Annotated in this window: 18 protein-coding genes; 3 read left to right on the forward strand and 15 right to left on the reverse strand. The window is 65.6% G+C overall.

Annotated features, from left to right (window positions below; translation table 11 throughout):
• Positions 1 to 18: 18 nt before the first annotated feature.
• The 12 genes from yjfF to chvE all read right to left on the reverse strand — a co-directional run bounded on the left by yjfF (position 19) and on the right by chvE (position 14,964).
• Positions 19 to 978 (reverse strand): galactofuranose ABC transporter, permease protein YjfF, encoded by a 960-nt coding sequence (gene yjfF / locus Q0C42_RS04065; protein WP_295072315.1) that lies wholly within the window; start codon positions 976 to 978, stop codon positions 19 to 21.
• Positions 975 to 2,012, reverse strand: a complete 1,038-nt coding sequence (locus Q0C42_RS04070; RefSeq protein WP_295072318.1) for an ABC transporter permease — start codon at positions 2,010 to 2,012, stop codon at positions 975 to 977. Before Q0C42_RS04070 ends, yjfF begins: the two co-directional genes overlap by 4 nt.
• Entirely contained in the window at positions 2,009 to 3,520 is a 1,512-nt protein-coding gene (locus Q0C42_RS04075; RefSeq protein ID WP_295072321.1) for a sugar ABC transporter ATP-binding protein, read from the reverse strand. The genes Q0C42_RS04070 and Q0C42_RS04075 overlap by 4 nt, the downstream gene beginning before the upstream one ends.
• A gap of 105 nt (positions 3,521 to 3,625) precedes the next feature.
• Positions 3,626 to 4,597, reverse strand: coding sequence for a galactofuranose ABC transporter, galactofuranose-binding protein YtfQ (gene ytfQ, locus Q0C42_RS04080; protein WP_295072324.1), 972 nt, complete (start codon positions 4,595 to 4,597; stop codon positions 3,626 to 3,628).
• Between the two features lie 220 nt (positions 4,598 to 4,817).
• Positions 4,818 to 5,840 (reverse strand): aldose epimerase family protein, encoded by a 1,023-nt coding sequence (locus Q0C42_RS04085; protein WP_295072327.1) that lies wholly within the window; start codon positions 5,838 to 5,840, stop codon positions 4,818 to 4,820.
• Position 5,841: 1 nt separating this feature from the next.
• Positions 5,842 to 7,350: an aldehyde dehydrogenase (NADP(+)) gene (locus Q0C42_RS04090; RefSeq protein WP_295072330.1), complete on the reverse strand. Its 1,509-nt coding sequence runs from the start codon at positions 7,348 to 7,350 to the stop codon at positions 5,842 to 5,844.
• Between the two features lie 11 nt (positions 7,351 to 7,361).
• Positions 7,362 to 8,282 (reverse strand): Gfo/Idh/MocA family oxidoreductase, encoded by a 921-nt coding sequence (locus Q0C42_RS04095; protein WP_295072332.1) that lies wholly within the window; start codon positions 8,280 to 8,282, stop codon positions 7,362 to 7,364.
• 129 nt (positions 8,283 to 8,411) lie between these two features.
• Positions 8,412 to 10,157, reverse strand: coding sequence for an L-arabinonate dehydratase (gene araD / locus Q0C42_RS04100; protein WP_295072335.1), 1,746 nt, complete (start codon positions 10,155 to 10,157; stop codon positions 8,412 to 8,414).
• Positions 10,158 to 10,169: 12 nt separating this feature from the next.
• Positions 10,170 to 11,135, reverse strand: a complete 966-nt coding sequence (araD1, locus tag Q0C42_RS04105; RefSeq protein ID WP_295072338.1) for an AraD1 family protein — start codon at positions 11,133 to 11,135, stop codon at positions 10,170 to 10,172.
• Between the two features lie 8 nt (positions 11,136 to 11,143).
• Entirely contained in the window at positions 11,144 to 12,313 is a 1,170-nt protein-coding gene (gene mmsB, locus Q0C42_RS04110) for a multiple monosaccharide ABC transporter permease (protein ID WP_295072341.1), read from the reverse strand.
• The gene (gene mmsA / locus Q0C42_RS04115) at positions 12,314 to 13,855 is read right to left on the reverse strand and encodes a multiple monosaccharide ABC transporter ATP-binding protein (RefSeq protein WP_295072343.1); all 1,542 of its coding nucleotides are present in this window, start codon (positions 13,853 to 13,855) and stop codon (positions 12,314 to 12,316) included.
• Positions 13,856 to 13,917: 62 nt separating this feature from the next.
• A complete protein-coding gene (gene chvE / locus Q0C42_RS04120) occupies positions 13,918 to 14,964 on the reverse strand; it encodes a multiple monosaccharide ABC transporter substrate-binding protein (RefSeq protein WP_295072828.1) in 1,047 nt (348 codons plus the stop codon).
• Between the two features lie 165 nt (positions 14,965 to 15,129).
• Between chvE and Q0C42_RS04125 the strand changes: the two genes are divergently transcribed.
• On the forward strand, positions 15,130 to 16,059 hold the full coding sequence (locus tag Q0C42_RS04125; protein ID WP_295072346.1) for a LysR family transcriptional regulator: 930 nt from the start codon (positions 15,130 to 15,132) through the stop codon (positions 16,057 to 16,059).
• Here the strand turns inward: Q0C42_RS04125 and Q0C42_RS04130 are convergent.
• The 3 genes from Q0C42_RS04130 to Q0C42_RS04140 are packed head-to-tail and all read right to left on the reverse strand — an operon-like array spanning position 16,056 to position 18,265.
• Positions 16,056 to 16,853 carry a 3-methyl-2-oxobutanoate hydroxymethyltransferase gene (locus Q0C42_RS04130; RefSeq protein WP_295072349.1) on the reverse strand — a complete coding sequence of 266 codons (798 nt, stop codon included), beginning with the start codon at positions 16,851 to 16,853 and terminating at the stop codon, positions 16,056 to 16,058. The two genes, Q0C42_RS04125 and Q0C42_RS04130, sit on opposite strands and share 4 nt — an antisense overlap.
• Positions 16,853 to 17,164, reverse strand: coding sequence for a MocE family 2Fe-2S type ferredoxin (locus Q0C42_RS04135; protein ID WP_295072352.1), 312 nt, complete (start codon positions 17,162 to 17,164; stop codon positions 16,853 to 16,855). The genes Q0C42_RS04130 and Q0C42_RS04135 overlap by 1 nt, the downstream gene beginning before the upstream one ends.
• A gap of 9 nt (positions 17,165 to 17,173) precedes the next feature.
• On the reverse strand, positions 17,174 to 18,265 hold the full coding sequence (locus Q0C42_RS04140) for a fatty acid desaturase family protein (RefSeq protein ID WP_295072355.1): 1,092 nt from the start codon (positions 18,263 to 18,265) through the stop codon (positions 17,174 to 17,176).
• A gap of 159 nt (positions 18,266 to 18,424) precedes the next feature.
• On the opposite strand from Q0C42_RS04140, the gene Q0C42_RS04145 reads away from it, so the two are divergent.
• Positions 18,425 to 19,456 carry a LacI family DNA-binding transcriptional regulator gene (locus Q0C42_RS04145; protein ID WP_295072357.1) on the forward strand — a complete coding sequence of 344 codons (1,032 nt, stop codon included), beginning with the start codon at positions 18,425 to 18,427 and terminating at the stop codon, positions 19,454 to 19,456.
• A gap of 129 nt (positions 19,457 to 19,585) precedes the next feature.
• Positions 19,586 to 20,392 (forward strand): TIM barrel protein, encoded by an 807-nt coding sequence (locus tag Q0C42_RS04150; protein WP_295072359.1) that lies wholly within the window; start codon positions 19,586 to 19,588, stop codon positions 20,390 to 20,392.
• The last annotated feature ends 22 nt before the right edge of the window (positions 20,393 to 20,414 follow it).

Genomic DNA, 20,414 nt, shown 5'->3' on the forward strand with positions numbered 1-20,414 from the left:
GATACTGGTCCAGGTCCCTTACGTTCGGCGAGGCGCGGCTTTGAAGACCAGCCGTTGCAGCAGGATGAACATAAACAAAAGCACGCCGACGACAATCTTGGTCCACCAACTGGACAAGGTTCCGTCAAAGACGATGTAGGTTTGCACCAATCCTTGCAGCATGACCCCGATGAAGGTGCCCGCAACGAAGCCGTAACCGCCGGTCAGAAGCGTGCCGCCGATCACGACGGCGGCGATGGCGTCGAGTTCCACGCCCAGCGCGTTCAGGGAGTATCCGGCGGAGGTGTAAAGGGAGAACACCACTCCGGCGAGGCCTGCGAGGAAGCTGGAAAGGGCATAGATCGAGATCGTGGTCCGGGCGACGGGGACGCCCATCAGCGCGGCGGAGGTTTCGGAGCCGCCCAGCGCGTAGACGTTGGAACCGAAGCGGGTGCGGTGGGCGAGGATGATCGCGCAGGCGAAAACCGCCAGCATGATCATGCCGACCACGGTGAAGCGGCCACCCCCCGGCAGCAGGATGTAGCTTTTCTGGACGGCGGAAAAGAACGGATGCTCGATCCCGATGGAGTCGGGCGAAAGGACGGAGGCCCCGCCCCGCGCGAGGAACATGCCGGCAAGGGTGACGATGAAGCTTGGCACCTTCAGATAGTGGATCGCAGCCCCCATGACGGCCCCGAAGCCGGTGGCGACGATCAGGGCGATGGCGAAGGCGATCAGGGGGTGCAGTTGCAGCCACATGATCAGGACGGCGACGAGGACGGTGGTGAAGCCGATCACCGCGCCGACGCTGAGGTCGATGCCGCCAGAGAGGATCACGAAGGTCATGCCAACCGCCGCTATTCCAAGGAAGGCGTTATCCGTCAGGAAGTTGCCCAGGACCCGGGTCGAGAGCATCGCGGGCTGCTGGGACACGGCCAGCATGTAGGCGAAAAGGAAGATTAGGGTGGTCGCCAGAAGCGGGCGCAGGCTGCGGTTCATTTTTGCGCTCCGGGAAGGCGGCGGAAGAGGCGGGCGGAGATGGGCGATTGCAGGACCAGGATCACGATGATCACGGCGGATTTGACCACCAGGTTGAATTCTGGGCTGAAGCCGGAGATCAGGATGCCGGTGTTCATCGACTGGATGATCAAGGCGCCAAGGACAGCCATCGGGATCGAGAAGCGACCGCCCATCAGGGAGGTGCCGCCGATAACGACGGCCAAGATCGCGTCAAGCTCCAGCCAGAGACCGGCGTTGTTGGCGTCGGCGCCCCGGATGTCCCCCGCCACGATCAGGCCCGAGATGGCGGCGCAGAACCCGGCGAAGGTGTAGACGATCAGGAGAAGCGCGTTGGCCTTGAGGCCCGCGAAACGAGCGGCGGAGCGGTTGACGCCGACCGCCTCGATCAAGAGGCCAAGCGCGGTGCGGCGCACGATCAGGGTGGCGGCGATCATCAGGACCACGGCGATGATCACCGGCATTGGCAGGCCGAGGAAGGAGCCGGTGCCGATGAAGATCAGCAGCGGGTCGGAGAAGGTGACGATGTAGCCTTCGGTGATCAGCTGGGCGAGGCCGCGGCCCGCGACCATCAGGACGAGGGTGGCGATGATCGGCTGGATCTCCAGCACGGTGACGAGGATACCGTTCCAGAACCCGCAGAGGATGCCGGTGCCAAGGGCGGCAAGGACAGCCACGGGGGCGGGGATGCCGTTGGTGACAAGGGTGGCGGCGGTGGCCCCGGAGATCGCCATGACCGCGCCGACGGAAAGGTCCACGCCTTTGGTGGCGATGACCATCGTCATGCCGATGGCGAGGATGGCGACGGGGGCTCCCCTATTCAGGACGTCGATCAGGCTGCCGAAGAAGCGACCGTCCTGCCAGGTGATGGTGAAGAAGCCGGGGAAGAGCGCCCAGTTGACCAGAAGGACGGCGACGAGGGCGATGACTTGCGGGCGGGTGAAGAAATGGGCCAGCGGTCTTGGACGCGGGAGCGGCGGCTGGATGGGGCGGAGGTCGACGGTAGGACGGGTCACGGGCGGGCCTCTTGCGTTCCGGCGATGGCCTGGACGATGGCATCGGGGGCGATGGCGTCGCCGTCGAGTTCGGCCACCATCTCGCGGTCGCGCATGACGACGATGCGGTTGGAGTAGGCGACGACCTCGTCCAGTTCCGAGGAGATGACGAAGAGGGCGAGGCCTTCTTCGCGCAGGCGGTTGATGGTGCGGACGATTTCGGCGTGGGCGCCGACGTCGATACCGCGGGTGGGTTCGTCCAGGATCAGGAAGGTCGGGTCGATGGCCAGCCAGCGAGCGAGGATGACCTTCTGCTGGTTGCCGCCGGACAGGAGTTTGACCGGCATGTCATGGTTGGCCGCGCGGATGTCCAAGGCCTCGGCGTATCGTCCCGCAAGTTCCACCTGATCGTCGCGGTTCAGGGCCTTGAACCAGCCAAGCTTGGCTTGCAGGGCGATGATGATGTTTTCGCGGACGGAAAGGTCGCCGAAGATGCCGTCAAGCTTGCGGTCCTCGGGGCAGAAGCCGAAGCCGGCGGCGACGGCCTGGGCGGGGTTGCGGATGGCGACGGGGTGGCCGTCGACGGTGATCTGGCCGGTGTCGCTGGTGTCGACGCCGAACATCAGGCGGGCGACCTCGGTGCGGCCCGAGCCGAGGAGACCGGCGACGCCGACGACCTCGCCTTCGTGGATGGAAAGGTCGAAGGGGGCGAGGCCCTTGCGGCTGAGGCCTTGGAACTGGACGCGGACCTGGCCCTTGGGGCCTCCGGTCAGGGCGGTGGGGTGGTGGTCGAAGGCGACGTCCTTGCCCAGCATCATCCGGACGACGTCGGTGGTGTTCAGGGTGTTGAGCGCCTGCGTGGCGACCTTCTTGCCGTTGCGCAGGATGGTGACGCGGTCGGCAAGGTCGAAGACCTGGTCGAGGAAGTGGGTGATGAAGATGATGGCGAGGCCCTTGGCTTTCAGCGTGCGGACGACGTCGAACAGGCGCTGGACCTCGTTGCGGTCAAGGCTGGCGGTGGGTTCATCAAGGACGAGGACCTTGCCGGAAAGCTCCACCGCCCGGGCGATGGCGACGATCTGCTGGACGGCGACGGAGTATTCGGACAGCTCGGCGCGGACGTCGATGTCAAGGCCGTAGCGGCTGAGAAGGTCCTTCGCGGCGGCGTCGATGCGCTTGCGGTCGACCATGCCGAAGCGGGTGGGTTGGCGGCCGAGGAAGAGGTTCTCGGACACCGAGCGGTTGGGGAGGAGGTTGACCTCCTGATAGACGGTGCCGATGCCGTAGGTCTGGCCGTGCAACGGGTCGCGGAGGGTGATCGGCGCGCCGTCGAGGAGGAGTTCCCCGCCGTCGGGCTGGTAGGCGCCGGTCAGGATCTTGATCAGGGTGGATTTGCCCGCGCCGTTTTCGCCGAGGAGGGCGTGGACCTCGCCTGCGTTGGCGGTGAAATCCACGGTGTCCAGCGCACGGTGCTGGCCGAAGATCTTGACGATCCCGCGCGCCTCCAGGACTGGTTTCTGGTCTGTCATTCTGTCCCCTCCCTGCCCCCGTAACTGTCCGCCGATCCGGCGGATAAAGCAATTCCGCCGGGCGAAGCCCCTCAGCTTCGCCCAGCGGCACCTTGGCGAGGAAACCTAGTAGCCAAGGCCTTTGCGGCGGTCGTATTCGCCCTGCGGATCATCTGCGGGGGTATACAGCTTCGACTCGGTGATGATGAACTTCTCGGGCGCAGTGCCTGCGTCCCAATAGGCTTGCAGCGCGTCGAAGGCGGGGCCGGCCATGTTCGGGGTCAGCTCGACGGTAGCGTTCGCCTCACCCGCGACCATCGCGGCGAAGATATCCGGCACGGCGTCGATCGACACGACGAGGATGTCGCTGCCCGGCTTCAGGCCCGCGTCCTTGATGGCCTGGATCGCGCCCACGGCCATGTCGTCGTTGTGGGCATAGACCGCGCAGATGTTCTTGCCGCCGTCTTCCGCCTTGATGAAGCCTTCCATGACTTCCTTGCCCTTCGAGCGGGTGAAGTCGCCGGTCTGGCTGCGGGTGATGGTCAAGTTGGCCTTGCCGGCCAGCGCCTCTTCGAAGCCCTGCTTGCGGTTGATCGCGGGCGAGGAGCCGACGGTGCCTTGCAGTTCGACCACGTTGCACTGCTTGTCACCGACGTTGGCGACGAGCCATTCGCCTGCGACGCGGCCTTCCTTGACCTGGTCCGACGCGACGGAGGTCAGGTACAGGTCTTCCGGCCCTTCGATGCCGCGGTCCAGAAGGACGACGGGGATGTCGGCTTCCTTGGCTTCGGTCAGGACTTCCTCCCAGCCGGTGGCGACCACGGGGGCAACCAGGATCGCGTCGACACCCTGCGCGATGAAGCCGCGGATCGCCTTGATCTGGTTTTCCTGCTTCTGCTGCGCGTCCGCGAACTTGAGGTCGATGCCACGGGCTTCGGCTTCGGCTTTGGTCACCGAGGTCTCGGCCGCACGCCAGCCGGATTCCGATCCGATCTGCGAGAAGCCGATGACTTTGCCTTGCAGTCCTTCGGCGTAGGCTGCCGAAAGCAACAAGCTGGCCAGTCCCGCGCCAAGCGCGAGAGTCTTGATAACGTTCATGATTTCCTCCCAGTGGAAACTTTGGCCACTCTCCTCGGGTGGCTGGGGGCACGTTAGCAAAAGTATTACTATATGCAAGAAGTCCGTTCACGGGGACGTGTGATTGTGGGGTGGCGGGGCTTGCTGCGGGCGCGAAAAGGCGGTCTGCGGACAAGGTTTGTTAAGGCTGTCGAGGGGATTGGCGGATGCTGCGGCGCCGCGATGGGCGCCGCTGGCAGGGTCACGCTTGTGCCGGTGTGAAGTCGAAGTGCATCACGTGGCGGTAGGTCTGGCCGGGGTCCAGGCGGGCCGACGGGAACTGCGGGCGGTTCGGCGAATCAGGGAAGCGCTGCGTCTCGGCGGCGAAACCGGCGAAGCGAGGATAGCGTGCGCCACTTTTGCCAGGGGTGCGGTCGAAATGCGCGCCGGTGTAGAATTGCAAGCCCGGCTCGGTGGTCGATAGTTGCATCCGCCGACCCGAAGCCGGATCGACCGCTTGCAGGCAGCGGCGGAGGCCATTGGTGCCCAAGGGGCCGGACAGGCAGAGGTTGTGGTCGAAGCCCCCCTCACCCGGCATGTCCTGCCCGATGGGCCGCGACGCGCGAAAGTCGAAGGCGGTGTCGGTGACGGATAGAAGCTCGCCGGTCGGGATCAGGCGGTCGTCGACGGGCGTGTAGAACCCGGCATCGACTTGCAGATGCTGCCCGAGGATGTCGCCCGAACCCTGGCCGGCAAGGTTGAAATAGGCGTGGTTCACCAGATTGACGATGGTGGGCGCGTCGGTCGTCGCCTCCATCTCGATCTGCAGACCCTGGTCGATCCGGTAGGTGGTGCGGGCGGTCAGGGTGCCAGGATAGCCCATCTCGCCGTCCGGAGAGGTGGTGGTGAAGGTGACATGGGCGTCGGACCGGCTTTCGATGTCCCAAACCTTCAGGTCGAAGCCCTGCGTGCCGCCGTGCAGATGCTGGGCCTTTTCGTTCTGGTCCAGCTGGACGACCCGGCCATCGAGCGTGAAGCGGCCCCCGGCGATGCGGTTGCCGTAGCGGCCACAGGTCGCGCCGATATAGGTGCCGTGGGTCTGCCAGTCGTCCAGGCTGTCCTGGCCGAGGACGATGTCGGCCAGATTGCCCTTGGCGTCGGGAACCCAAAGCTCGGCCAGGCGCGCGCCCCAGGTCAGGAGTTTGAGGCTGAGGCCGTCGCCTTTCAGCGTGACGGCATGGATGTCGCGGCCGTCGATCTGGCCAAGGGCGGTGGCGTCGGTCATTTCACTTGTCCCAATCCTGGGGAAGAAGGGCGTCGGGCATGTTCTGGTAAGCCACCGGACGCAGCCAGCGACGGATGGACATTGTTCCCACCGAAGTCGCCCCAAAGTTGGTGGAAGCAGGATAAGGGCCGCCGTGGACTTGCGAGTCCACCACTTCGACGCCGGTCGGGAAGCCGTTGGCGAGGAGGCGACCGGCCTTGCGTTCGAGGATCGGCATCAGCGCGCGGCCAAGGTCGGTGTCGGCGTCGTCGAGGTGCAGCGTGCAGGTCAGCTGGCCCTGCAGGCTGCGGGCGATGTCCTGCATTTCGGTGGCGTGGCGGACGCGGACGATCAGGCCGAGGGGGCCGAAGACCTCCTCCGCGAGGGCGTGGTTGGACAACCAGTCGCTGCCCGAAACCTCGAAGAGGTAGGGCGTGGCGTTGCGAAGGTCGCAGGTGGTGGTGAGGACGGAGCGGACTCCGGCGCCTTGGGCCACGCGGTCGCGGCCCTGGCGGTAAGCCTCGGCAATGCCGTCGGTGAGCATGGTCTGCGGGCCGATGGCGCTGACGGCGGCCTTGGCGGTCTGGACGAAGGCGTCTGCTTCGGGTCCGTCGATCAGGACGGCGATGCCGGGGTTGGTGCAGAACTGGCCTGCGCCCATCGTCAGCGATCCGGCCCAGCCTTTGGCGATGGCCTCGCCCCGGGTGGCGAGGGCGGCGGGGAGGAGGAACATCGGGTTCACGGAGCCGAGTTCGCCGAAGAAGGGGATCGGTTCGGGGCGTGCGGCGCAGAGGTTGAAGAGAGCGCGGCCCCCGGCAAGGGAGCCGGTGAAGCCGACGGCCTTGATGTAGGGGTGCTGGACAAGGGCTTCGCCGACGTCGCGCTTGCCGCCCTGGACGAGGGAGAAGGTGCCGGGAGGCATGTCGCAGGCCTGGATGGCGGCGTGGATGGCCTGGGCGACGATCTCGCCGGTGCCGGGGTGGGCGGAGTGGCCCTTGACGACGACGGGGCAGCCGGCGGCGAGAGCCGAGGCGGTGTCGCCCCCGGCGGTGGAGAAGGCGAGCGGGAAGTTCGAGGCTCCGAACACGGCGACGGGGCCGATGGGGCGTTGGATGAGCTTGAGGTCGGGGCGCGGGGCGGGCTGGCGGTCGGGAAGCGCTGCGTCGTGGCGGCGGTCGAGCCAGTCGTCTTTCAGGATGTGGGTGGCGAAGAGGCGAAGCTGCATGGTGGTGCGGCCACGTTCGCCGTCGAGGCGGGCGACGGGGAGGCCGGTTTCCTGGGTGCCGATTTCGGTGATCTCGGCGCCGCGGGCTTCGATCTCGTCGGCGATGCGGTTCAGGAAGGCGGCCCGTTCGGCGCGGGTTTTGGTAGAGTATGCGGGAAAGGCGGCCTCGGCGGCTTCGCAGGCAGTGGCGACGTGGGCCGGGGTGCCGACCGAGAAGTCGTGCGAGGGGCCGTGGGCGGGGGAGGAGGCGAACGTCTGGTCGTTCCCGACCCAGTTGCCCGCGATCAGGTGTTTTCCGGTCAGCATGGTTGTCTCCTTTAGAAGTCGAAGGCGTCGGTGATAAGCCGTTCGCCAAGGGTCAGGGCGTCGGCGACGTGGACCATCGGGGCGAGGTCGACGTCGGAGGTGCCGGTGCGGACGAGGTCGGCCATCCGGGCGTAAAGGGCGGGGTATTCGCACATGATGGTGTTTTCACCGGCCATCGGCTTGCCGTCGATTTCCAGCACGTTGCCGCCCATGCGGAGGGCGAGGTGGCCCTTGTCGGTCTGGATCTCAATGTCCCAGGTCTGGGGGCCTTCCTGCCGCCAGTCGAAATCGGCGGTGACGTTGTTGGAGAAGGTCAGCTGGGCGGCGATGGGGGTTTGGCGGTTGGACGGGAATTCGAGGGTGGCGCGGGTCAGGTGGACAGGTTTGGGCAGGATTTCCGTGAGGATGGAGAGGGCGTTGATGCCGGGGTCGAAAACGCCCATGCCGCCGGGCTTGAAGACCCAGTCCTGACCGGGATGCCATTTGCGCACATCCTCGCGCCAGGTGATGTGGGCTTTGCGGATGGTCTTGTCGGAGAGCCACGCTTTGGCCGGGGCAACGGCGTGGGCCATGCGGCTGTGCCAGGTGGCGTAGAGGGTGAGGCCTTTTGCTTTGGCCATCGCCTCAAGCGCGTGGACTTCGGCGAGGGTCGCGCCGGGGGGTTTCTCCAGCATGACATGGCGACCGGCTTCGAGCGCCGCTTCGGCGTAGGCGTAGCGGGGAACGGGGGGCATGCAGAGGGAGACGACGGGGACGTCGGGGCGTTCTGCCAGGAAGGTGGCGAAATCGGTGAAGGCCGGGATGCCGTCGACCTTGCCGCTGCGGCTGATGGTGGCCGCAAGCTCCCAGTCGGGTGAGGCGTTCAGGGCGGGGACGTGCTGGTCGAGGGCGATCTTGCCGATGCCGACGAGGGCGACTTTGGTGCGGGTCATGAGTGGCCTCTCTTTCCGGGCATCGGGGTTGGGGCTGGCGGGGTGCCCCCCTCCCCATCCCTCCCCCACAGTGGGGGGAGGGAGGCGCTTGGGTGCGACGTTGGACTTGAGGCCCACCGTCGCTTGTCGTCAGTGGCTTTCGCGGGCGACGGCGTTGCCGCGGCAGCCGATCAGGAAGTCCATGTCGGCGCCCTTGTCCGCGCCCTGCACGTGGTCGTGGTACAGTTTGGCATAACCGCCCGACGGGGGCTCCACGGGGGGTTTCCACGCGGCGAGGCGGGCCGCCAGTTCCTCGTCCGAGATGTCGAGGTGCAGGCGACGGTTGGCGACGTCGAGTTCGATGAAATCGCCGGAGCGGACCACGGCGAGCGGGCCACCGCGCGCGGCTTCGGGCGAGGTGTGCAGGACCACGGTGCCGTAGGCGGTGCCGGACATGCGCGCGTCGCTGATGCGGACCATGTCGGTGATGCCCTTGCGCAGAACCTTGGGCGGCAGGCCCATGTTCCCGACCTCGGCCATGCCCGGATAGCCACGCGGGCCGCAGTTCTTCAGGACCATGACGCAGGTTTCGTCGACGTCGAGGGACTCGTCCTCGATCCGGGCCTTGTAGTCGTCGATATCCTCGAACACCACGGCGCGGCCGCGATGCTGCATCAGGGCGGGCGTGGCGGCGGAGGGTTTCAGGACCGCGCCGTCGGGGGCAAGGTTGCCCTTGACGACCACGATGCCGCCGGATTGTGCCAAGGCCTTTTCGGCGGGCAGGATCACGTCGTCGTTGTGGCTGCGGACGTCCTTGACCTCGTCCCAGACCGGGCCACCCGAGACGGTCAGCGCGTCCTTGTTCAGAAGGCCAGCTTCGCCAAGGCGCTTCATGACGGCGGGGAGGCCACCGGCGTAGAAGAATTCCTCCATCAGGTATTTGCCGGAGGGCATCAGGTTGACGATGGTCGGGACGTTGCGGCCCCATTCGTCCCAGTCGTTCAGGGTCAGGTCGATGCCACAGCGGCCCGCAATGGCCAGAAGGTGGATCACGGCGTTGGTCGAGCCGCCGATGGCCGCGTTGGCGCGAATGGCGTTCTGGAAGGCGTCGCGCGTCAGGATATCTGACGGTTTCAGGTCGTCCTTGACCATCTGCACGATGCGGCGGCCGGTCAGGTGCGCCATGACGCGGCGGCGTGAGTCCACGGCCGGGATCGCGGCGTTGCCGGAGAGGGTCATGCCCAGCGCCTCGACCATCGAGGCCATCGTGGAAGCGGTACCCATCGTGTTGCACGAGCCGGGCGAGCGGGACATCGAAGCTTCGGCTTCGACGAATTCCTCGGCGGTCATTTCACCGGCTTTGACAGCCTCGGAGAACTTCCAGAGGTGGGTGCCGGAGCCGACGCGTTCGCCGCGGAAGTAGCCGTTCAGCATCGGCCCGCCCGAGACCATGATGGTGGGCAGGTCGCAGGAGGCTGCGCCCATCAGGAGGCTGGGCGTGGTCTTGTCGCAGCCGACAAGGCAGACGACGCCGTCCACCTGCTGGCCGCGGATGGTTTCCTCGACCGCCATTGCGGCGAGGTTGCGGAACATCATCGCGGTGGGGCGGAAGGCGGATTCGGAAACGGAAAAGACGGGCACGATGACCGGGAAGCCGCCAGCCTCGTAGACGCCGTGTTTGACGCGCTCGGCGAGGTCGTTCAGGTGCGCGTTGCAGGGGTTGAGCTCGGAGAAGGTGTTCAGGATGCCGATCACCGGGCGCCCGTCGAACAGGTCGGCGGGCAGGCCCTGATTCTTCATCCACGAGCGGTGGTAGATCGCGTCCTTCGAGGTTCCGGCGAACCATTCCTGCGAGCGCAGCTTGCGGGGCCAGGGGGCGGGTGTGAACTTGGTCATGCTACTGGCCTCTTACAGCGGGTGAACTTTGGTCGCGCCGTGGGTCTTCGGCGCGAAGGACAGGGTGTTGCGGAGGGGCTGACCGAAGTCCGCGACTTCGATCTCGAACATGTCGCCGGGTTGGGTCTTGATGCCGTCGGCGAAGGACAGGGTGGCGGTGCCGAAGTAGTGGACGTGCAGGTCGCCGGGCTGGCGGAAGATGTCGTACTTGAAGTGGTGGTGTTCCAGGTTCGCCAGCGTGTGGGACATGTTGGCTTCGCCGGAGAGGAAGGGCTTTTCCCACAGGGTCTTGCCGTCGCGGAGGATGCGGGAATGGCCGCGCACGTCTGACGGAAGGTCGCCCACCAGAATCTCCGGGCCGTAGGAGGCGACGCGGAGTTTGGAGTGGGCGAGCCAGAGGTAGTTGACGCGCTCGGTGATGTGGTCGGAGAATTCGTTGCCCAGGGCCCAGCCGATGCGGTGCGGGGTGCCGGTGGGGCCGATCAGGTAGATGCCGGCGATTTCCGGTTCCTCGCCGCCGTCCTCGGCAAAGCCGGGGGCTTCGAGGGCGGCACCTGGGGCGACGGCAGCGTAGCCGTTGCCCTTGTAGAACCACTCGGGCTGCGCGCCGACGTCGCCTGCGGCGGGGCGGCCGGCTTCCAGGCCCATGCGGAACATCTTCATGCTGTCGGTCAGGGTTTCCGCGCCCTCAAGCTTGGCGTGCATCGCATCGCGGGCGGAGGCCGAGCCGAGGTGGGTGAGGCCAGTGCCGGTCAGGTGCAGGTGGGCGGGGTCGGGGTGGCTGACGGGCAGGTCGAAGGCCGCGCGTGTAAGGTCGACGGTTTCGCCAAGGCCGCGACGGGCGATCTCGGCCTTGAGCCCTTCGCCCGCGATGGCCGCCGAGGCCAATTCGTAGATCGACGCCGTGTTGCGGACGCTGCGGGCTTCGGAGCCTTCGCGGACGACGGGGCCGACGCCCTTGACGGTGGAGAGATGCATGATCTGCCTCACTTGTTCTTGTTGTAGACGTCGAAGATGACGGCGGCGAGTAGGACCAGGCCCTTGATCATCTGCTGGTAGTCGATGCCGACCCCGAGGATCGACATGCCCATGTTCATCACGCCCATGATCAGCGCGCCGATCACGACGCCGATGATCTTGCCCGAGCCGCCCGCCATCGCGGCACCGCCGATGAAGACGGCGGCGATGGCGTCAAGCTCGAAGCCGGTACCGGCCTTGGGGGTGGCGGAGTTGAGGCGGGCGGTGACCATCATTCCCGCCAACGCGGCGAGGACGCCCATGTTGACGAAGCAGAAGAAGACCAGACGCTCGGCCCGGATGCCGGAGAGCATGGCAGCCTTGTAGTTGCCACCGACGGCATAGATGCGGCGGCCCTGGACGGTGTTTTCGGTGAAGAAGGCGTAGAGAATGATGAGGATTGCCAGCACCACCAGCACGTTCGGCAGGCCCCGGAAGCTGGCGAGCTGCCAGCCGACGAAGGCCATTGCAGCCGAGATAATCAGCGTGCGGCCCCAGAACAGGCCGGTGGGTTCGGGGGTGATCCCGAACTCGGCATCCCGGGCGCGGGCGCGCATGCCGATCCAGATGACGACGGCGATGGCGATGGCGGTGACGATCAGCGTCAAGCCGTGGGGTTTGCCGATGCCGGTGAGATCAGGGATGAAGCCCGAGGACATGGCCTGGAAGGCCTTGGGGAAGGGGCCGATGTTCTGGCCCCCGAGCAGCCACAGAGTCGCGCCCCGGAAGACCAGCATCCCGGCGAGGGTGACGATGAACGACGGGATGCGCCAATAGGCGACCCAGTAGCCCTGCGCCGCGCCGATCAGCCCGCCAACGATCAGGGTCAGCGGGATGACGATGGAGATCGGGAGTTTAAGCTCTACGGTCAGATAGGCGGCGACGGCCCCGGTAAAGGCGGCGACGGAGCCGACCGAAAGGTCGATGTGCCCGGCGACGATGATGAGCAGCATCCCGAGGGCAAGGATGATCACATGGCCGTTCTGCAGGAAGATGTTGGTGATGTTCGGCGCCTGCAGGAACATCGGCTTGCCCTGCATCGCCACCAGCACCGAGAACAGCGCCACGATGGCGACCAACGCCAGAAGCATGCCGTTTTCGCGCAGGTGTCCGCCGAGTGAGCTTTGATTGTCAGCCATTCACGCCACCTTTCCTGTGGTCTTGCCATTGTCCTTGACGATCAGCGCCATGATCTTTTCCTGGCTCGCCTCGTCACGGGTCAGTTCACCGACGATCCGGCCTTCGTTCATCACGTAGATGCGGTCGCACATGCCCAGAAGCTCGGGCATTTCGGAGCTGATCATCAGCACCCCGCGCCCCTGTTCGGCGAGATCCTTCATGATCGTGTAGATCTCGAACTTCGCGCCCACGTCGATGCCGCGGGTAGGCTCGTCCAGGATCAGAAGCTGCGGCTCGGTGAACAGCCATTTCGAGAGGACAACCTTCTGCTGGTTGCCGCCCGACAGGTTCATGACCTTCTGGTGCACGCCTGGAGTGCGGATCGCGAGTTGATTGCGGTAGCCCTCGGCCACCTGGGCCTCACGCCGTTTGTCGAGGACGGAGTTTTTCGCGATGCCGAACAGGTTGGCGAGGCTGATGTTCTTCAGGATTGGTTCTTCCAGGATCAGGCCCAGCGCCTTGCGATCCTCGGTCACGTAGGAGATGCCCGCCTGGATGGCTTTCGTCACGGTGGAGACGTCAACGGGCTTGCCGTGCATCTTCACCGTGCCCGCATGTCCCTTGCCGTAGCTGCGGCCGAAGATGGACATCGCAAGCTCGGTGCGGCCGGTGCCCATCAGGCCGGCGATGCCGACAATCTCGCCTTTGCGGACGTTCAGCGAGACGCCCTTGATCATCTGCCGCCCGGCCTGTTCGGGGTGCATGCAGGACCAGTTTTCCACCTCGAAGAGCATCTCGCCGGGGTTCGGGGTGCGTTCGGGGTAGCGGTGCGCCATGTCGCGGCCGACCATGTCGCGGATGATGCGGTCTTCCGAGATGTCGGACTTGTTCAGGGTCGAAACCGAGGTGCCATCGCGGATCACGGTGATGCGATCGGCGACGCGGCCGATTTCGTTCAGCTTGTGGCTGATGATGATCTGGGTCACGCCCTGGGCCTTCAGCTCCAGCATCAGGTCCAGCAGGCGGTCGGCGTCAGCTTCCTGCAAGGCGGCGGTGGGTTCGTCCAGGATCAGGAGGCGGACGTTCTTCGACAGGGCCTTAGCAATCTCGATCAATTGCTGCTTGCCGACGCCCAGCTTGCCCACGACGGCGCTGGGGGGTTCGTTCAACCCGACGCGGCGCAGAAGCTCGCCGGTCTTTTGCATGGCCAGGGGCCAGGAGATCACGCCGTTGGTCGCAACCTCGTTGCCCATGAACAGGTTCTCGGCGATCGACAGCAGCGGGATCAGCGCGAGTTCCTGGTGAATGATGATGATGCCCTTGTGCTCGCTGTCGCGGATGGAGCGATTGGCGAGGGGCTGTCCGTCATAGAGGATGTCGCCGTCATAGGTGCCGTGCGGATAGACGCCCGACAGGACCTTCATCAGCGTGGATTTCCCGGCGCCGTTTTCGCCGCAGATGGCGTGGATTTCCCCGGCCTCGACGGTCAGGCTGACCCGGTCCAGCGCCTTGACGCCCGGGAAGACCTTGGTGATCTCCCGCATTTCCAGAAGTGTCGACATGTCCCCTCCCGAAAGGGGACCTGCCCGCGCGGGAGCGGCGCGGGCAGGCCCTTCGGATCAGCTTACTTCAGCTGATCGGCAGTGTAGTAGCCCGAACCGACGAGGATCTCTTCGTAGTTCGTGAGGTTCACCGAGACCGGCTCGAGGAGGTAGGACGGAACCACCTTGACGCCGTTGTTGTAGGTTTCGGTGTCGTTGATCTCGGGCTCGCCGCCGGCAAGGACCGCGTCCACCATCTTGACGGTGACTTTGGCCAGTTCGCGGGTGTCCTTGAATACGGTCGAATACTGCTCGCCCGCGATCATCGACTTGACCGAGGGGATCTCGGCGTCCTGACCGGTGACGATCGGCATCTTCATGTCGCCCGAGCCGTAGCCCACGCCCTTGACCGACGACAGGATGCCGATGGACAGCCCGTCATAGGGGGACAGCGCGCCGTGCAGCTGCTTGTCGCCGTAGTTCGAGGACAGAAGGTTGTCCATGCGGGCTTGGGCAACCGCGCCATCCCAGCGAAGGGTGCCGACGACGTCCATGCCCATCTGGCCCGACGGAATGACAATCTCGCCGGAGTCGATCATCGGCTGCAGGACCGACATCGCGCCGTCGTAGAAGAAGAAGGCGTTGTTGTCGTCCGGCGAGCCGCCGAAGAGTTCGACGTTCCACGGTTTCGCGTCGGGGAAGCGTTCCTTCAGGCCAGCAACCAGCGATTCAGCCTGCTGCACGCCAACCTTGAAGTTGTCGAAGGTGGCGTAATAGTCGACCGAGCCGGAGTCGCGGATCAGGCGGTCATAGGCGATGACCTTGATGCCCTGGGCGGCGGCGTTGTCCAGCGCGTTCGACAACGTGGTGCCGTCGATGGCTGCGATCACCAGCGCCTTGACGCCCGAGGTGATCATGTTCTCGATCTGGTTCAGCTGGGTCGGGATGTCATCTTCGGCATACTGCAGGTCGGTGGCATAGCCAGCGTCCTGGAACGCCTTGACCATCGACTCGCCGTCCGAGATCCAGCGCGACGAGGATTTGGTGGGCATCGCGATGCCGATGGTGCCCTTGTCCTGGGCGAAGGCGGGCAGCGCAGACAGGGCGGCGGTGGCGCCGGTAAGGGCCATAAGGCCGCGGCGGGTCAAGATCATCTTGTTTCCTCCCGATGATTCTTCGTTTGCATCCGCTTTGGGCACGCCGGGGCGACCCCTGCTTACGGACGAGGCGCAGATTGCGCAGGTGACCCATGCGTGTCAAATAGGGTCTGCGCATGAAGACATGGCCGGTTTGATATGAGTGTGACGGAATCCAGTCTTGCGATCCAGCTGCGCCGCCTGAAGCCGGTGCAACTGCGCCTGCTGGCCGAGTTGAGCCAGGTGGGCGCCTTGGGGGTGGCCGCGGCGCGGATCGGGGTGGCACAGCCGGCCGCCTCACGCCTGCTGGCCGAGATGGAAGAGCTTTTGGGTCTGCCGCTGCATGAGCGGCAGGGCCGCGGTTTGCGGCTGACCGAGGTGGGGCTGGCGCTGGCGCGGCGGGCGGCCCGGATCGAGATCGAGCTGGCCGACGCCGCCCGGGAACTGGCCGAAGCCGCGACGGGGCGGGCGGGCGTGGTCCGGGTCGGGGCGGTGACGGGCCCGGCGCTGAGCCTGGTGATGCCGGTGCTGATCGCGCTGCAACGCGAGTTGCCAGAGTTCCGCGCCGAAGTGACGGTCGCCACCTCACTGAACCTGTGCGAGCAATTGCGCGACGGGCGGCTGGATTTCGCTCTGGCGCGGCTTTCACCCGGTGAAACCCAGCTGGAGGCGCGTGTCCTGGCGGTAGAGCCGTTGTCGCTGGTGGTTCGGCGGGGGCATCCGCTGCTGGTGCGGCCGATCCTGTCGCTGGACGACCTGATGTCCTACGACTGGGTGATGGGTGACGACGAGACGCTGTTGACCCAGACGGTGGTCAGCCGCCTGACCGAGCTGGGCCTGCCCCAGCCGAAGCGGCGGATCTCGACCTCGTCCTTCCTGTTCACGCTGGCGCTGCTGAACCAGACCGATGCGATTGCGCCCCTGGCGACGCCAGTGGTGGACAGCTTTGCCGGGAATCCCTCGGTGCCGTTTGTGTCCCTGCCGATCGACCTGGGCCTGGCCGTGGCCCCGTTCAGCCTGGTGACGCGGGCCGGGGCGCAGATGACGCCCTCGGCCCAGCGGTTGATCGAAGCGGTTTTGGCGGTCTAGGCGTTCTGGTCCAGCCAGTCGGAGAACTCCGCGACGACCTGGGGGTCGCAGTCCACGAGGTGCTGCGGGGCGGGGTAGTCGCCGTCGTGGACGTCCTTGGCGAAGCGGGCCATCGCGTCGACGCGCAGCGCCTGCAGCCGGTCGTATTCGGCCGCAAAATCGGCGTAGACCTTGGCGTGGCGGGGAATGCGGCCGCGGTTCTGGCCGAGGACGTCGTCGGTAAACAGGTACTGCGCGTGGCCGCCCGCGCCTGCGCCCATCGAGATCAGGAAGAGGTTGGTCCGTTCCGCGATCAGGCGTGTGATGGAATGGGGGACGACCTCGATCTCCACGGCGAAGGCCCCGGCTTCCTCCAGCGCCTTGCACTGGTTCCAGACCAGTTGCGCGGTCTCCAGCGTCTTGCCCACGGCCTTGAAGCCGCCGGTCCAGGTGCGTTTCGACGGGATCAGGCCGACGTGGCCGCAGACCGGCAGGCCGTGGTCGGTCATCGCACGGACGGTGCCGAGGGAGCCGGAGCAGTAGAAGGCGTCGGCGCCGTGCTTGTAGAGGGGGAAGGCCCAGCGCAGGAAATCGTCAGTGCCGCCGATCTCGTAGAAGTTGTCGCCGGGGAAGATGAAGGCGTCGGGGGCGACTTCGCGGAAGCGGCGGTCCATCACCATCGACGGCGGAACCGACAGAAGCTCGACCCCCGCCCGCGCGGCGGCTTCGGCTTCCTCCAGAGTCTCGACCCGCAGCATGGCGAACTGATGTTTGCCACGCTGGTCAAGCAGGTCCTTGACGGTAGGGGGTGCCATTACGCCACCTCGACGAAGACGCGGTCGCCGTCGACCTTCACGGGATACGTTTTCAGGTTCACGCAGACCGGGGCGCGCATCGCCTCTCCGGTCCGGTAGTCGAACTGGCCGTTGTGCTTGGGGCATTCGATCAGGTTGCCCATCACCAACCCGTCGCAAAGATGGACGTTCTCGTGCGTGCACAGACCGGCGGTCGCGAAGAAATCGCCGTCGGGCGAGTGGTAAATGGCGAAGGTCTGGCCCGCGTGATCCCAGCGGATCAGGTCTTCTTCGTCGATGTCGGTGGTGGAGCAGGCGTCGATCCAGGGCATGTCGCGTCCTTATTCTGCGGCGGCGGTGGGCATCATGCCCGGCACGTATTGGTGGAAATCTTCGCGGTAGGGTTTTGCCGTCGGCGGCAGGTCGCGGCGAACATAGTAGTCCTCGTTCATGACCTGGCGCTTGATGGCTGGCCACATTTCGCGGAACGCCTCGGCGATGGAGCGGTTGGGCGGCGGCAGGTCGGCCTTGATCACCTCATGCAGGCGCGGCAGGGCGTGGTAGGGCACCATCGGGAACATGTGGTGTTCGACGTGGTAGTTCATGTTCCAGTAGATGAAGCGGCTGACCGGGTTCATGTACACCGTGCGGCTGTTAAGCCGGTGATCGACGACGTTGTCGGCAAGGCCGCCGTGCTGGAGAAGGCCGGTCATGACGTGGTGCCAGGCGCCGTACATCCGGGGCAGGCCGATCACCATCAGCGGCAGGATCGACTGCATCCAGACCGCAAGCGCCAGCGTGGCGGCATAGATCGACACATGGACGATGGCGACGCGCTGCACCTTGCCCCATTCGCTTTGCGGGACATAGGTCCGTTCCTCGGGCGTAGGCCCGGAGATGGCGTTCTTCAGGATGCGCGGGAAGAAGGCGATGACATCAAGGATGCCGAAGAAGTTCAGGACCAGCTTGGCCACCTCGGGCGGGCGCATCACCGCGATTTCGGGGTCGCGGCCGACGAGGTAGGTCTCGGAATGATGGCGCGCGTGGCTCCACCGCCAGGTGGCGGAGTTGCGCATGATCATGAAGCTGGCGATCTGGTAGACCCAGTCGTTCATCCAGGGCGTCTTGAACGCGGTGCCGTGGCCGCATTCATGCCAGCGCGCGTCGGAGGCCGAGCCGTAAAGGACGCCGTAAGCCAGCCAGAACGGGGCGGACCACAAGGTCGGCCAGAGGGCGATGCCGATCCCGGCAAGGACGATCATGCTGCCATAAAGGATGATGGTGTCGCGGATCGCGGGCGCGTCGCTGCGCGCCATCAGGTCCTTCATCACCTTGCGCGGCACTTCCGTGTGATACCACTCGGCTGCGGTCAGCCCGCTTTCCACCGCGCGCTTGGCGTCGGGCCCGAAAAGGCTGTAGTCGCGCTTGCTCATCTCTGACTCCGCTGCGTTTCCCTGCGCTTCCCGTCAGAAGCGTCTTCCCGATGTCGTGGATAAGTCGGTCTGGGCCAGAACGCCAATAGAGTTCCTTGCAGGTTTCGTCATGGGCCATCATGATGCGGGCGCATCTTGATGGATTTTCGTCAAAACCTAATGGCAAACCGCCCCACCATTCACGACGTCGCCCGCGAGGCCGGCGTTTCATCCGCCACCGTCGACCGGGTACTGAACGGCCGCGAGAAGGTGCGGGAAGAAACCGCCCGCAAGGTCTATGAGGCCGCCCGCCTGATCGGCTATCACGCAGCACCCCTGATCGGGCAAAGGGTCCATGCAGACTTGCCCCGGTTGCGGTTGGGCTTGGTGCTGCACAAGGAGCGGCAGTCCTTCTATCAGCAATTCAAGATTGAAGCGGAACGCGCGGTGATCCAGGCGACCGGTGTGCGCGCCTCGCTTCAGGTGGCTTTCGCGGCATCGCAATCCCCGAAGGACTTCACCGAACTGATGGAGGCCATGGCGGGCCGGGTCGATGCGATTGCCGCCACCGCCGTGACACACCCCGAGGTGACGGAAGCCGTGATGAAGCTGAACGCGAAAGGCATTCCCTGTTTTTCGCTGCTGAACGACTTTGGCCAGGGGGTGCGGCAGAACTACCTTGGTCTCAACAACCTGAAGGTCGGGCGGATCGCGGCGCACATGATTGCGACCGCCTCGCACCATGCGGGGAAAATCGCGGTTTTCGTCGGGGGTTACCGCTGGCACGGGCATGAGCTGCGGGAAACTGGGGTGCGCAGCTTTTTCCGCGAACATGCGCCCCAGTTCCAGGTGCTGGATACGCTGATCAACCTGGAGACCCGCCAGCTCACCTATGAGGCGACGCTGGACCTTCTGTCGCGGCACCCCGACCTGCGGGGGATCTATTGCGCGGGCGGCGGGATGGAGGGTGCCATTGCGGCGGTCCGCGAGGCTCGGCAGCCGGGAGAGGTGGCGCTGGTGGTGAACGAGCTGACCCCTGAAAGCCGGGCCGCGCTGATCGGGCGGCACGTGACGATGGTCATCGCCACCCCGCTGCAGCGGTTGTGCGACGACCTGGTCCGCCTGGCGACCGAGGCGGTGACCGAGGGCATGGTCCCGGTGCAGGGCCAGCACTTCCTGCCGCCGGACCTTTATCTGCCCGAGAGTGTCTGACGAAAAACAATCACGTGTCTGCTTGTCGTTTCGTCAGAAATGACGGGAACGCTCCGCGGCGGATTGACGCGACGGGAGAGTCTCGCAGATGGTCCACCGCAAGAAATTGCCGCGGTTGGGAGGCCCGATATGATCCACTTCGCACTGAACCACATGACGGTGGCCCGCCTTTCGTTCCGCGAGCTTGTGGCCCTGTCGAAGTCGCTGGGTCTGGTCGGCATCGAGGTCCGCAACGACCTGCCCCAGCCGCTGTTCGACGGGATGGACCCAGCCGAAGGCGGCGCACATGTCCGCGAAAACGGACTGCGTCTGCTGGCGGTGGCCGAGGTCAAGCGCTTCAACGACTGGTCCGCGGACAAGGAGGCCGAGGCGCTGTCGCTGATGAAGATCGCGCAGGCTGCGGGTGCGGAAGCGGTCAGCCTGATCCCGCGCAACGACAACCAAGGGATGGGCAATGGCGAGCGGCAGGCGAACCTGCGGGTGGCGCTGAAGGCGCTGAAGCCGATGCTGGAGGATCACAACCTGGTGGGCATGGTCGAACCCTTGGGCTTCGAAATCTGTGCGCTGCGCTACAAGACGGAAGCCGTCGAGGGGATCGAGGCTGTCGGCGGCAAGGGCCGCTTCAAGCTGGTCCACGACACGTTCCACCACACGCTGGCCCACGGCGGGCCGCTGTTCCCCGAGCACACCGGGATCGTCCACGTCTCGGGCGTGGTGGATCAGGAGGTCGGAGTCAACGACATGCGCGATCCGCACCGGGTGCTGGTGACGCCGGGGGATCGGCTGGGCAACGTGGAGCAGATCGCGGCGCTGCAGGCGGCGGGCTGGAACGGGCCGGTCAGCTTCGAGGCGTTCTCTCCGGAAGTCCACGCTTTGCAGGACCCGGCGACGGCGCTGCGGGCCAGCATGGACCACATGGCGAAGGTCCACGCATGAACAGTTTTGCAACCGGTTGCAA

Origin of the sequence: Tabrizicola sp., from assembly GCF_022842145.1 — a bacterium.
Classification (GTDB): Bacteria; Pseudomonadota; Alphaproteobacteria; order Rhodobacterales; family Rhodobacteraceae; genus Tabrizicola.